At 66.3% G+C, this 12,604-nt stretch carries 9 protein-coding genes; 5 read left to right on the forward strand and 4 right to left on the reverse strand.

The genetic code is table 11. The annotated features are described in order from the left end of the window. Positions 1–4: 4 nt before the first annotated feature. The 3 genes from sufC to WS62_RS17165 form a co-directional block, all read right to left on the reverse strand. The gene (gene sufC, locus WS62_RS17155; protein ID WP_066572934.1) at positions 5–775 is read right to left on the reverse strand and encodes a Fe-S cluster assembly ATPase SufC; all 771 of its coding nucleotides are present in this window, start codon (positions 773–775) and stop codon (positions 5–7) included. A gap of 31 nt (positions 776–806) precedes the next feature. Beyond that, entirely contained in the window at positions 807–2,261 is a 1,455-nt protein-coding gene (gene sufB / locus WS62_RS17160; protein WP_066572937.1) for a Fe-S cluster assembly protein SufB, read from the reverse strand. Between the two features lie 454 nt (positions 2,262–2,715). Next, positions 2,716–3,912 carry an NnrS family protein gene (locus tag WS62_RS17165; protein WP_066573046.1) on the reverse strand — a complete coding sequence of 399 codons (1,197 nt, stop codon included), beginning with the start codon at positions 3,910–3,912 and terminating at the stop codon, positions 2,716–2,718. A gap of 562 nt (positions 3,913–4,474) precedes the next feature. Between WS62_RS17165 and WS62_RS17170 the strand changes: the two genes are divergently transcribed. The 3 genes from WS62_RS17170 to WS62_RS17180 all read left to right on the forward strand — a co-directional run bounded on the left by WS62_RS17170 (position 4,475) and on the right by WS62_RS17180 (position 8,714). Further along, positions 4,475–6,409 (forward strand): methyl-accepting chemotaxis protein, encoded by a 1,935-nt coding sequence (locus tag WS62_RS17170; RefSeq protein WP_066572939.1) that lies wholly within the window; start codon positions 4,475–4,477, stop codon positions 6,407–6,409. 148 nt (positions 6,410–6,557) lie between these two features. Beyond that, positions 6,558–8,009 (forward strand): oxygen-independent coproporphyrinogen III oxidase, encoded by a 1,452-nt coding sequence (gene hemN / locus WS62_RS17175; protein ID WP_066572940.1) that lies wholly within the window; start codon positions 6,558–6,560, stop codon positions 8,007–8,009. 15 nt (positions 8,010–8,024) lie between these two features. Further along, the gene (locus WS62_RS17180) at positions 8,025–8,714 is read left to right on the forward strand and encodes a Crp/Fnr family transcriptional regulator (protein WP_066572941.1); all 690 of its coding nucleotides are present in this window, start codon (positions 8,025–8,027) and stop codon (positions 8,712–8,714) included. Here WS62_RS17180 and WS62_RS17185 read toward each other — a convergent pair. Then, positions 8,691–10,013, reverse strand: coding sequence for a hypothetical protein (locus tag WS62_RS17185; protein WP_066572942.1), 1,323 nt, complete (start codon positions 10,011–10,013; stop codon positions 8,691–8,693). The genes WS62_RS17180 and WS62_RS17185 overlap by 24 nt on opposite strands. Before the next feature lie 232 nt (positions 10,014–10,245). On the opposite strand from WS62_RS17185, the gene WS62_RS17190 reads away from it, so the two are divergent. After that, complete coding sequence (locus tag WS62_RS17190) at positions 10,246–11,457, forward strand: NAD(P)H-dependent flavin oxidoreductase (protein WP_066572945.1); 1,212 nt, start codon at positions 10,246–10,248, stop codon at positions 11,455–11,457. Between the two features lie 88 nt (positions 11,458–11,545). Further along, complete coding sequence (gene ubiU, locus WS62_RS17195; RefSeq protein ID WP_066572948.1) at positions 11,546–12,580, forward strand: ubiquinone anaerobic biosynthesis protein UbiU; 1,035 nt, start codon at positions 11,546–11,548, stop codon at positions 12,578–12,580. The last annotated feature ends 24 nt before the right edge of the window (positions 12,581–12,604 follow it).

Here is a 12,604-nt window from a genome sequence, read left to right on the forward strand (position 1 = left end):
CGCGTCAGGCCTCCACGAGCGCGTCGGAGCGAACGAAACCCTTTGCGGCGATCTCGCGGGCGAGGTCGAGATCGCCGGATTCGACGATGCGACCGCGATCGAGCAGCAGCACGGCGTCGGGCGCGAGCGACTCGATCATCTGCAGGTAATGCGACACGATCACGAACGCGGTGCCTTGCTCACGCAGCCGGCCGATGAGATCGATCGTCGCGCGCACGCCATCGACGTCCATCCCCGAGTCGATCTCGTCGAGCATCGCGAGCCGCGGACGCAGCAGCGCGAGCTGCAGCAGCTCGTTGCGCTTGCGCTCGCCGCCCGAGAAACCTTCGTTCATCGAACGATTGAGCATCGCATCGGACAGGCCGACGCGCGTGGCGGCCGCGCGCGCATCGCCGAGAAAGTCGACCGCATCGAGCGCGGTATCGCCGCGTGCTTCGCGCACCGCGTTGAGCGCCGTTCGGATGAAAAGACTGTTCTTTACGCCCGGGATGTCGGGCGGCGCCTGGAACGACAGGAACAGGCCGGCGCGCGCGCGGTCCTGCACGCTCATCGCGAGCAGGTCCTGCCCGGCGAATCGCGCGCGGCCGTGCGCGACGCGATACGCCGGATGGCCCGCGAGCGTCATGCCGAGCGTGCTCTTGCCGCTGCCGTTCGCGCCCATCAGCACGACGAGCGCGCCGGCCGGCACGTCGAGCGACACCGATTGCAGCACGCGGCGCTCGGCGATGTCGACGCTCAGGTCGAATATCTGCAGCAGAGGTTCGGATTGATTCATGGTTCTTCCTCGGTTCGTCACGTTTGGGGGATCAGCCGACGGCGCCTTCGAGCGACACCGCGAGCAACGCCTTCGCTTCGAGTGCGAATTCCATCGGCAGCGCTTCGAGCACGGCCTGGCAGAAGCCGCCGACGATGAGCGCCGTCGCTTCCTGCGGATCGATGCCGCGCTGCCGGCAATAGAAGAGGCGGTCTTCGCAGATGCGCGTCGTCGTCGCTTCGTGCTCGACGACGGCGTCGCGGCGTGCGCTCTCGATGTACGGGAACGTGTGCGCGCCGCACTGCGGGCCGATCAGCAGCGAATCGCACTGTGTGTGGTTGCGCGCGCCCGCGGCGCTGCGTGCGACGCGCACGAGGCCGCGATAGCTGTTCTGGGCGCGGCCGGCGCTGATTCCCTTCGACACGATCCGGCTGCGCGTATTGCGGCCAAGGTGGATCATCTTCGTGCCGGTATCGGCCTGCTGATAGTGGTTCGATACGGCGATCGAATGGAATTCGCCGCTCGATTCGTCGCCGCGCAGCACGACGCTCGGATACTTCCACGTGATCGCGGATCCCGTTTCGATCTGCGTCCACGCGATGTGCGAGCGCGCGCCCGCGCAGAGTCCGCGCTTCGTCACGAAGTTGTAGATGCCGCCGACGCCGCGCTCGTCGCCGGGATACCAGTTCTGCACGGTCGAATACTTGATGTGCGCGTCGTCGTGCGCGACGAGCTCGACGACGGCCGCATGCAGCTGATGCTCGTCGCGTTGCGGCGCGGTGCAGCCTTCGAGATAGCTGACGTGGCTGCCGGGCTCGGCGATGATCAGCGTCCGTTCGAACTGGCCGGTGTTCTGCGCGTTGATGCGAAAGTACGAAGACAGCTCCATCGGACAGCGCACGCCCTCCGGCACGTAGACGAACGAGCCGTCGGAGAACACGGCGGAATTCAGCGCCGCGTAGAAATTGTCGGTGGGCGGCACCACGGTGCCGAGATAGCGCTCGATCAGCTCGGGATGATGCTCGACCGCGTGCGAGAACGAACAGAAGATCACGCCCGCTTCGGCGAGCTGCTCGCGAAACGTCGTGCCGACCGACACCGAGTCGAACACCGCGTCGAGCGCGACGCCGGCGAGCCGCGCGCGCTCGTGCAGCGGCACGTTGAGTTTCTCGTAGGCCTCGAGCAGCTTCGGATCGACGTCGTCGAGGCTCTTCGGCCGGTCCTTCAGCGATTTCGGCGCCGAATAGTACGACTGCGCCTGGAAGTCGATCGGCGCGATGCGCAGCTTGCCCCAATCGGGCGGCGACATCGTCAGCCAGCGCTCGAACGCGGCGAGCCGCCATTTCAGCAGGAATTCCGGTTCGCGCTTGCGACGCGAAATCTCGCGGACGACGTTCTCGTCGAGACCGGGCGGCAGCGAGTCGGATTCGATGTCGGTCACGAACCCGTGCCGATACGATTGTTCGAGCGCTCGTGCGAGCGGCGTGGCTTGGTCGACGTTGAGCATGGGCGAATCCGTGTAGAGCAGGGCGGTCGCGACGATGCGGTTCGGAACGGAACGCGGGACGCGACTCGATTCGGTCTGGAATCTAATTGATGTATATGGTATGCAGCTATTTGACGAGCCGCAAGCGATCGAGCGGAGACCCTGTTTCGAGTCGTGTCTTTACGATCTGAATATGAGACGCGAGGCGGGGCCGGACGGCACGCGCCATGGGCCGTGTCCCGTCAACGTGCTGCCGCGGCGGACGGCGACACGCTCGGGATGCCTGCTGGCGCGGCGCGGCTTTTCGCACGGTGTCGGGGCGGAGTTGGGCCGGATCGAAAACCGGTCGGAGTCCGTCCCGATCGGAGCGCGTGTCTCTCGTCGTTCGATCGATGCGCAATGCGGCATTCGACGCTCGTTCTGCCGCGGCAGAACCACGCGGATGTCGCGAATCGGGTCGCGACGAATCGACGGTTCAACCCGCCTTGCCGTCGATGCGTGACGACGTCAGATAGCCGGTGTAGCGCAGCCCATACGCGGCGAACGCCGCCACCCAGCACGCACCCGCCAGATCGACCCAGACGCTCGTCGCGTCGGGCGCGAGCCACGGCCCGAACACGCGCACGAGCGCGGCTGCGATCAGCAGCCAATAGCACACGATCTCGGTCGGCCCGGCGCGCGGCGGTCGGCCCGTATGTCCGAGCGCGGTGCGCGTGATCATCGCGACGATTGCGCAGCCGATCACGCCGACCGTCAGCGCATGAATCGCGAGCGAGTGCGGCGCGATGTCGAGCGCGGCAAGCGCGAGCATCGCGAAGCCGACCGGCACCCACGCATACGCGACATGCAGGATCCACAGGATAGGCCGCGCGCCGACGCGCCACGAGCGCCAGCCGACGACGCGCATCGCGTGCAGCGCGGCCGCCGCGAACGCGATCGCGGCGACGAGCGCGGCGGGCAAGTTCGTCGCATCCGCGCAGAACGCGAGCACGGTGACGGGCGCGGCCAGCGTCTCGACGAATTTCCAGCGCTTCACCGTGAAGCCGGGAATCGCGTTCATCGTGAACGTCGGAACGATGCGTCCCGCGATCACGACGACGAACAGCATGATGAAGCCGACGGCCGCATACGCGGCCTGCAGCGCGAGATCGAAGCGTCCGTGCGCGGCCCACCAGTGAAAGAGCATATTCAGCACGCCGAACAGGAAGAGCGCGATGGTCAGGAACACGTTGCGATGATTGCGCGCGGCGAGCAGCACGCGCAACAGGATGACCGCGGTGACCGGCAGGAATGCGGAGTCGACGATGGCGGCGAGCGGTTCAGGGCCCGCCCAGACGAGAAGGCGGCCGGCGGCCCACAGCAGCCACAGCGCGGCGAGCTGCGCGCCATGCGGCGTATCGCGCGACGTCCACGCGCGGATTGCCGTGAGCAGAAAGCCGACGATGATCGCGGTCGAGAAGCCGAACACCATTTCGTGTACATGCCAGACAAGGCCGCTCATGCCGGGCGTCCGTCCGGCGACTGGATAGCCATGCAGCGATGCGAGCCAGAGCGCGATCGAGACGGCCCCGAAATACGCGCCGCCGAGATAGAACGGCCAGAATCCGAGCCGCAGCATCGGCAGGCCGGTGGGTTGTCGAGTCGGCTGATGGGTCGCGAGAGGGATCTTCATGTTGGCGCTCCACGTAAGATGCATTTACGATGTATCTTAGTGTGTGAATCGATGCAGGTCCAACGTTTGTGCGCGGGTTGGTGCGCGGCGACGGGTCGCGATTTCGCGGTAGTCGCGAGCGATGCAGGCAGCAGAAGACGACTGGGCCTGAATTGCCCGGCCTCGGACATGCACGATGCGGCGATGGCGTGCCGGCATTCGTCGGCGTCGCGCGTTGCCGGAATCCCACATCGAACGCTGTTTTTGATTTGCGTCAAACGATGATCAGGAAAACCGAGCATTAGCGCATTCGCGGCGTGCCGACGCATGGCGCGGCCGGCGTCGCGCTGGATGCGCGCAAATGACGCGGGGTGCGCAGAGTTTCGAAGCATGTGCGTGCCGCCGGCGTGCTTCGCGCCGTAGCCGACAACGGCATTGGCCGCGCGCGGCGCAATTTGTACGATGCGGAGATATTTTCGATGTCGATATCCGATGATTGATTTTATTCAAGTCTCGGGCCGATCGATCCGTATACAGCACTGAGGCCGATACGGTCGTCTCATCACATCGAAAAGGGGCAGGAATGAGCAAGCAATTATTTGGACCTGGAATGCGCGTGATGGCGCACTTGAAATTGCCCAGGAAGCTCGCGATTCTCGCCGTGCTGTTCATGGTGCCGCTCGTCGCGGCGCTCTATGCGACGCTCGCCACCGCACTTCACGCGTATGCGACGACGCAAAGCGAACGCGACGGCATCACGATCCTCGAAACGGCGCAGGATCTGCTGAAATCGGTGCAGGTGCGGCGCGGCGCGGGCGCGTCGGTGCTCGCGGGCAACGACGCGATGCGCGCGAAGTTCGATGCGGCGAACGCAGCCGCGGATCGCTTCGTGTCGACCTTGAAGCAGCAGGTGCGCGACACCGGCAGATTCGACGTCGTCGCGCCGGTCGACGCGCTCGCGAGCCAATATGCGAAGGCGGCGGCGGGCGGACTCGATAGGCCCGCCGCTGCGCTTTTCAATTCGCATACCGAAGTCATACACTCGATCTTCCTGTTCGAGAAGGACCTCGCGGTCGCGTCGCAGCTCGGCATCGATCCGGATGCGTCGAACTATCACCTGATCGACTCGGTGCTGTTCGTGCTGCCGGGCACTGCCGAGACTGTCGGCGTGCTGCGCGGCAAGGGTTCGGCCGCGTTGAGCGGCGGCTCGTTCGGCGACGCCGACAAGCGTGAACTCGCGGTGCGCGCAATGGGGCTCGCCGAGCAGATGAACGTGATCCGTCATCATCTCGAGCGGATGAAAGCAGGGCTCGGCGGCAGCGGCGGCGCGCAGGCGCTGGACGGCGCCGATCTCGGCGCGGTCGCGGCATTTCAGCGCGCGGTGGCGTCGCTCGCGGGCGGCGACGCGGCGATCGATGCGAAAACGTACTTCCAGCGAGGCACCGATGCGATCGACGCGCTATACCGCACACACGGCGTGCTCGCGGAGCAATTGCGCGAGCGCCTCGCCGAGCGCGCGCACGCTGAGCAGACGAAGGTGATCGCGGTCATGACGCTGAGCGTCGCGCTCGTTGCGTGCGCGCTGTATCTCTTCGTCGCGTTCGCGATGTCGACGCACGACGACGTCGCGCAATTGTCCGGCTGCATGCGCGCGGTCGGCGACGGCGATCTGCGCGCGCGTCTCGAGGTGCGCGGGAGCGACGAATTCGCGTTCATCAAGGACGGCTTCAACGCGCTGCTCGACGTCTGGGCGCAGACGCTGACCGAGACGCGTCGCGTTGCGGATTCCGTGATGGTCGGCAGCCAGCAGATCGCGGCCGGCAATCTCGATTTGTCGGGCCGCACCGAGACGCAGGCGGCGTCGCTCGAGGAGACGGCCGCGAGCATGGAAGAGCTGACGTCGACGGTGCGCCACAACGCGTCGAACGCGTCGCATGCGAGCTCGCTGAGCGCCGAGGCATCCGAACGCGCGGCGGACACCGGCCGGATCATGGGGCGTGCGGTGTCGCTGATGACGAAGATTCACGACAGCTCGAACAAGATGGCGGAGATCGTGTCGGTGATCGAAGGCATCGCGTTCCAGACCAACATTCTCGCGCTGAACGCGGCCGTCGAGGCGGCGCGCGCGGGCGAGCAGGGCAAGGGCTTCGCGGTCGTCGCAGGCGAGGTGCGTGCGCTCGCGCATCGCAGCGCAACCGCGGCAAAAGACGTGAAGGAGCTGATTCACGAGTCGATCAGGCACGTGACCGACGGCTCGTCGCTGTTCAAGCGTGCGGACGATGCGATCCACAGCGTGAACGCGTCGATCCGCAGCGTCGACACCGTGGTCAGCGAAATCGCGAAGGCGTCCGAGCAGCAAAGCGACGGGATCGAGCAGGTCAATGCGGCGATCACGCAGATGGACGAAGTGACGCAGCGCAACGCGGCGCTCGTCGAGGAATCGGCGGCCGCGAGCGCGTCGCTGCGCGAACAGGCCGAGCACATGGGACAGCTTGTCGGGCGCTTCGTGCTCGCGTAGCGGACGGCCAGCCCATCAGCGTACACGCGCGCCGCGCCGCAAGCGGCGCGCGTGCAACGTCGGAGGTTGATTTACATCAAGTCCGTCCGTGCCGCTCGCCCGACAATGGAACGCCGGCGTTTCGCGCGGCATGCCAGGGTACAAGCAGATGGACATCACGACGCATTCGAACGACGGCACGGATACGACCGCGCCCACTCCCCACCACGACGTGTCCGCGTTCGCGGACGTTCAGATTTCCGAAGCGCTGATCCGGCGCTTCGATCGCCAAGGGCCGCGCTACACGTCGTATCCGACGGCCGACCGGTTTTCCGATACATTCGACGAGAACGCGTACCGCGAGCATCTTGCATGCCGCGCGGCGGCCGGACGCAATCCGCCGTTGTCGGTCTATCTGCACCTGCCGTTCTGCGAGTCGCTCTGCTACTTCTGCGCATGCAACAAGCTCATCACGCAGGACCATAGCCGGACGAGCGCTTACGTCGACTACCTGATCCGCGAAATGGAGCTCGCGGCGCCGCATCTCGGCCGCGACCGCGTGACGACGCAACTGCATCTCGGCGGCGGTACGCCGACGTTCTTCGCGATCGACGAGCTCGCGCGCCTGATGCGCGCGCTGCGCAGCCACTTCGATTTCGCGCCGCACGCGGAGCTCGGCGTCGAGATCGATCCGCGCACGGTCGACGAGCAGACGCTGCAGGCGCTCGCGGAGCTCGGCTTCAATCGGACGAGCTTCGGCGTGCAGGATTTCGATCCGTCCGTTCAGGAAGCGGTGCATCGCATCCAGCCGCTGCCGATGGTCGAGCGCGCGCTCGCCGCGAGCCGAGCGTCCGGCTTCGAGTCGATCAACATCGATCTGATCTACGGACTGCCGCGGCAGACGCCCGCGAGCTTCTCGCGCACGCTCGACGAGGTGATCCGGCTGTCGCCCGATCGCATCGCGGTCTATAACTATGCGCATCTGCCGAGCCGCTTCAAGGCCCAGCGCCTGATCGTCGAGCCGGAGCTGCCGCTCGCCGAGGATCGGCTGCGCATCTTCATCGAATCGACGCGGCGGCTGCTCGATGCGGGATACGTGTACATCGGGCTCGATCATTTCGCGAAGCCGACCGACGAGCTGAGCAACGCGCTGCGCGAACGCAGTCTCCATCGCAATTTCCAGGGCTATACGACGCAGGCCGAATGCGATCTGATCGGCTTCGGCATCTCGGCGATCGGCAAGATCGGCGCATCGTACAGCCAATCGACGCGCTCGCTGAAGACGTACTACCGCCATCTCGACGCCGGGCGCCTGCCGATCGAGCGCGGCTTCGCGCTGACGCCCGACGATCTGCTGCGGCGCGACGTCATCATGACGGTGATGTGCAGCACGCCGCTCGATTTCGCCGCGATCGGCCGCAAGCACGGCATCGACTTCGCACGGTATTTCGAGCCCGAGCTCGCGCGGCTCGAGCCCTATCGCGAAGCGGGCCTGCTGACGATCGACGCTGACCGAATCGCCATTACGCCGAAGGGGCGCATGTTCGTGCGCGCGATCGGCATGGTGTTCGACGGCTATCTCGGCCGGCCCGCTTCGGCGTCCTATTCGAAGCTGATCTAGTCGGGGGGGGGCGTGATGAAAGAAAGCAAGATTCCCGTACAGGACTTCCTCTCGAAATTGCCGCTTTTCAGCGCGCTTTCGCGCGGCGAGCTCGACAATCTCGCGCGCGGCACGATGCGCGTGCAGGCGCCGCGCGGGCAGACGGTGTTCAGCCGCGGCGATTCGTGCGGCGGTTTCCACATGATCGTCTATGGCCAGATCAAGCTGAGTTCGTTCTCGCCGCTCGGCATCGAGAAGATCGTGCGTCTGCTCGGGCCGGGCGACAGTTTCGGCGAAGCGGTGATGTTCATGGACAAGCCGTATGCGGTGACGGCGAAGGCGCTCACCGACACGCTGCTGCTGCACGTGACGAAGGCCGCCGTGATCGAGGAGCTCGATCACAATCCGGTGTTCGCGCGCAGGATGCTCGCGAGCCTCAGCATGCGGCTGCATCAGTTGGTTGTCGACGTCGAGACGTATTCGCTGCGCTCGGGTACGCAGCGCGTGATCAGCTATCTGCTCGAACAGACCGATACGCCCCCGGAGTCCGGCCTGCAGATTCGCCTCGAAACGGGCAAGAAGGCGATCGCGTCGCGGCTGAACCTCACGCCGGAGCATTTCTCGCGCGTGCTGCGCGATCTGTGCACGCGTGAGCTCGTCGTCGTCAATGGTCGCGACATCTTCATTCCCGACGTGAGCCGTCTACGCTCGGAGATGCAGTATTGACGCGATTCGCCGCCGGACTTGCGCGTAGCGCCGCAGCGCGCCGAGCATGTTGACGGCGAGCCAGCCGGCCGACACGCCGAGCGCGACGGCGGCCGGCCGCGCGAATGCGCCGGGTGTTACGCTCGCGGCGACGAGCAGCAGCAGCGCCACGGCGTGCGCGAAGAACTGCTGGCGGGCGATGCGGTCCGGCAGCATGTCCTTGACCTTCGGCATCGCGGGAATGGCGTTCGCACTCGACTTCTGCGCGTGATACCACAGCAGGAACGGGATGATCTTGTAGAGCATGCCGTTGATCGCCGACCATGCGCCGCCCATCATCAGCAGCACGCCGGTCGTGACCGCGACGTCGCGGCCGCCGATGCCCGCATTCGCGATCCAGAGCAGACTGCCGCATCCGACGCTTGCCGTCGCGGTGCGCCAGAACAGCGTCGTCGTATCGGCGTCGGGACGCTTGCGGGTCCATAGCAGATGAAACGTCAGCGCCGCGAATGCCGCGTACGCCGTATACAGCGCGATTCGGATCGCATCGGCGGCCAAGCCGATGCGGCCGGCAAATCCGAATGCGACGATCGACGCCGCGCCGAGCAGCGCGAACACGCATGGGCCGAGCCAGCGCGTGACGATGCGCGGATAGGGTTCGGTCACCTGGAACATCGGGATGAGCTGGTACGAGATGCCGATCGTCAGCAGCCCGACCCATCCGGCGAGCCCCCAGGTCGCGTGCAGATCGACGAGCGCGATCGAGAAGAAGGGCAGACGCCAGCCGAGCGCGAGCGCGAGCCCGAGCGATACGCCGAGCGCGATGGTCGCCGCGAGCGCGATCAATGCGAGGCGCACGGTGCGCAGCACGCTCGCAGCGCCTGCCGGCATGCGCCGCCAGTGACGCGCGAAGCCGATCCCGCATGCGAGCGCGAACCAGAGGAACGCCGCGCCGAGCATGAGCGCGGCGGGCGCGAACAACGCAGGCGCCGCGCACGCGAACGCCGCCGCGAGCAGCAGCGTGCCGAGCGTCAGGCATGCATGGATCGCGGTCGCACTTGCGACGGGCGACGCGATCCGGATGCCGGCTGCGACGGACATGATCTGGATCATCGCGCCGATCATCGTCGTCGCGAGCATGCCGAGCGCGCACAGATGCGCGAGCGCGAGCGCGTACGGCGACCAGCGCGACGCGAACGCATCCGGTCCGGCCCACAGCAGCACGCCTGCCGCGATGATCGCGAAGAGCGGCGCGCTGATGAAGAAGCGCAGCGGCGCGCTCAGCGCGGGGGAATGGTCGAGTTCGAGTTTGCGCTGCATGTCGGAGAAGATGCTGGCCGAGAGCGGCGTCGGGAACGTGCGCGGCGGCCGTTGCGCGCGGCCGCGACACCAAGGCGTGGCGACGCGACGCAGCCATGTTTCGGTATTCTGATCATAACCCCGGTCAGGGGCATGGCCCAGACAGAGATCTTGACGCGGATTAAGGCGACGGAAACGGTTTCGGCCGCACACTTACGCACCGGGCGTAAGCCGCCCCTTTCAGGAATTCGCCGTGTCCGCCGTCAAAACCGCATTCGAAAATCTCGTGATCAAGGGCAGGCCGTTGCTGCCGATTGTGCAAGGCGGGATGGGCGTCGGCGTGTCCGCGCATCGGCTCGCGGGCACCGTCGCGTCGCTCGGCGCGTGCGGCACGATCTCGAGTGTCGACCTGCGTCGACATCACCCCGATCTGATGGCGCGCACCGGCCGCTCGCGCGACCGCGCGCTCATCGACGCGGCGAATCTCGAAGCGCTGGATCGCGAGGTCCGTGCGGCGAAGTCGCTCGCGAACGGCAGCGGACTCGTCGCCGTCAACGTGATGCGCGCGTTGTCCGAGTATGCGTCGTACGTGCGGCAGTCGTGCGAGAGTGGCGCGCATGCGGTCGTCGTCGGCGCGGGCCTGCCGCTCGACTTGCCGGAGCTGACCGCCGATTTTCCCGACGTCGCGCTGATTCCGATCCTGTCGGATGCACGCGGGATCGGGCTCGTGCTGAAGAAGTGGATGCGCAAGAACCGTCTGCCCGACGCCGTCGTCATCGAGAATCCGCGCTACGCGGCGGGTCACCTCGGCGCGCCGACGACGGACAGCCTGAACAATCCGAATTTCGCATTTCCCGCCGTGCTGGAAGGCACGTTCGAACTGTTCAAGGAACTCGGCATCGAGCGTGAACGCATTCCGCTCATCGTGGCGGGCGGCATCCACAGCCACGAGCAGGTGCGGCAGCTGTTCGCGCTCGGCGCGAGCGCGGTGCAGCTCGGCACGCCGTTCGCCGTGACGGAAGAGGGTGACGCGCATCCGAACTTCAAGAAGGTGCTCGTCGAAGCGGGGCCCGACGACATCGTCACGTTCATGAGCGTCGCGGGCTTGCCCGCGCGTGCGGTGCGCACCCCGTGGCTCACGAACTATCTGGAACGGGAAAAGAAGCTGCAGCGCGCGGCGAAGCCGCGCAAGTGTCTGGTCGGCTTCGACTGCCTGCAGCAATGCGGATTGCGCGACGGCATCGCGAAGCAAGGCCAGTTCTGCATCGATACGCGGCTCGCGTTCGCGCTCGCGGGCGACATCAAGCGCGGCCTGTTCTTCCGCGGCTCGGAAACGCTGCCGTTCGGTCACGAGATCCGTTCCGCGCGCGAGCTGATCGACTATCTGCTGACGGGCGCGACGCCCGCGGTCGCCGTAGCCGAAACGCCCGAGCCGGCTCATGTGCCGCTGCCCGCGCTGAGCTGACGGCGCTTCGACCCGGGCGATGTCCATCCCCGCCGCTCGACGGCATGCCGCGAGCGGTTTCTCCTCTCTTTGATGGAGCCGTCATGCTATGACGCAAAGCAGTCACTGCGCGACCGATGCCGCGCAAATCGAACTGGTGTGTCCCGCAGGCAGCCTGCCCGCGCTGAAGGCCGCCGTCGACAACGGCGCAGACTGCGTGTACCTCGGCTTTCGCGACGCGACGAACGCACGCAACTTCGCGGGCCTGAACTTCGATGCACAGGCGATCGACACCGGCATCCGCTACGCGCACGAGCGCGGCCGCAAGGTGCTCGTCGCGCTCAACACGTATCCGCAGCCTGACGGCTGGACGGCTTGGCAGGAGGCGGTCGGCCGCGCGGCGGACGCGGGCGTCGACGCGATCATCGTCGCCGATCCGGGGCTCATGCGCTTCGCGCACCGGCGCTATCCGGAACTTCGGCTGCATCTGTCGGTGCAGGGCTCTGCGACGAACTACGAGGCGATCAATTTCTATCACGAGCATTTCGGCATCGCGCGCGCAGTGTTGCCGCGCGTGCTGTCGCTTACGCAGGTCGAGCAGGTTGCCGGGAATACGCCGGTCGAGATCGAGGTGTTCGGCTTCGGCAGCCTGTGCGTGATGGTCGAGGGGCGTTGCGCGCTGTCGTCGTACGCGACGGGCGAATCGCCGAACACGCGGGGCGTGTGCTCGCCGGCTAAATCGGTGCGCTGGCAGAAGACGCCGGACGGCCTCGAGTCGCGGCTGAACGGCGTGCTGATCGACCGTTACGCGGATGGCGAGAACGCCGGCTATCCGACGCTCTGCAAAGGGCGCTTCACGGTCGACGACGAAAGCTACTACGCGATCGAGGAGCCGACGAGCCTGAACACGCTCGAGCTGCTGCCGAAGCTGATGCAGATCGGCGTGCGGGCGATCAAGATCGAAGGGCGGCAGCGCAGTCCCGCGTACGTCGCGCAAGTGACGCGCGTGTGGCGCGACGCGATCGATCAGTGTGCGGCGAACCTCGCGCGCTACTACGTGAAGCCCGCCTGGATGACGGAATTGAACAAGGTCGCGGAAGGGCAGCAGCATACGCTCGGCGCTTACCACCGGCCATGGAAATGAAACGCATGACGGCGCATGCCTGAA

The sequence above is a fragment of the Burkholderia sp. ABCPW 14 genome (assembly GCF_001523835.1).
GTDB lineage: Bacteria > Pseudomonadota > Gammaproteobacteria > Burkholderiales > Burkholderiaceae > Burkholderia > Burkholderia mayonis.

What these genes read in the sequence shown, in the direction of transcription:
- sufC (WP_066572934.1), bottom strand. Translation starts at nt 775, where the DNA reads ATGAATCAATCCGAACCTCTGCTGCAGATATTCGACCTGAGCGTCGAC.
- sufB (WP_066572937.1), bottom strand. Translation starts at nt 2,261, where the DNA reads ATGCTCAACGTCGACCAAGCCACGCCGCTCGCACGAGCGCTCGAACAA.
- WS62_RS17165 (WP_066573046.1), bottom strand. Translation starts at nt 3,912, where the DNA reads ATGAAGATCCCTCTCGCGACCCATCAGCCGACTCGACAACCCACCGGC.
- WS62_RS17170 (WP_066572939.1), top strand. Translation starts at nt 4,475, where the DNA reads ATGAGCAAGCAATTATTTGGACCTGGAATGCGCGTGATGGCGCACTTG.
- hemN (WP_066572940.1), top strand. Translation starts at nt 6,558, where the DNA reads ATGGACATCACGACGCATTCGAACGACGGCACGGATACGACCGCGCCC.
- WS62_RS17180 (WP_066572941.1), top strand. Translation starts at nt 8,025, where the DNA reads ATGAAAGAAAGCAAGATTCCCGTACAGGACTTCCTCTCGAAATTGCCG.
- WS62_RS17185 (WP_066572942.1), bottom strand. Translation starts at nt 10,013, where the DNA reads ATGCAGCGCAAACTCGAACTCGACCATTCCCCCGCGCTGAGCGCGCCG.
- ubiU (WP_066572948.1), top strand. Translation starts at nt 11,546, where the DNA reads ATGACGCAAAGCAGTCACTGCGCGACCGATGCCGCGCAAATCGAACTG.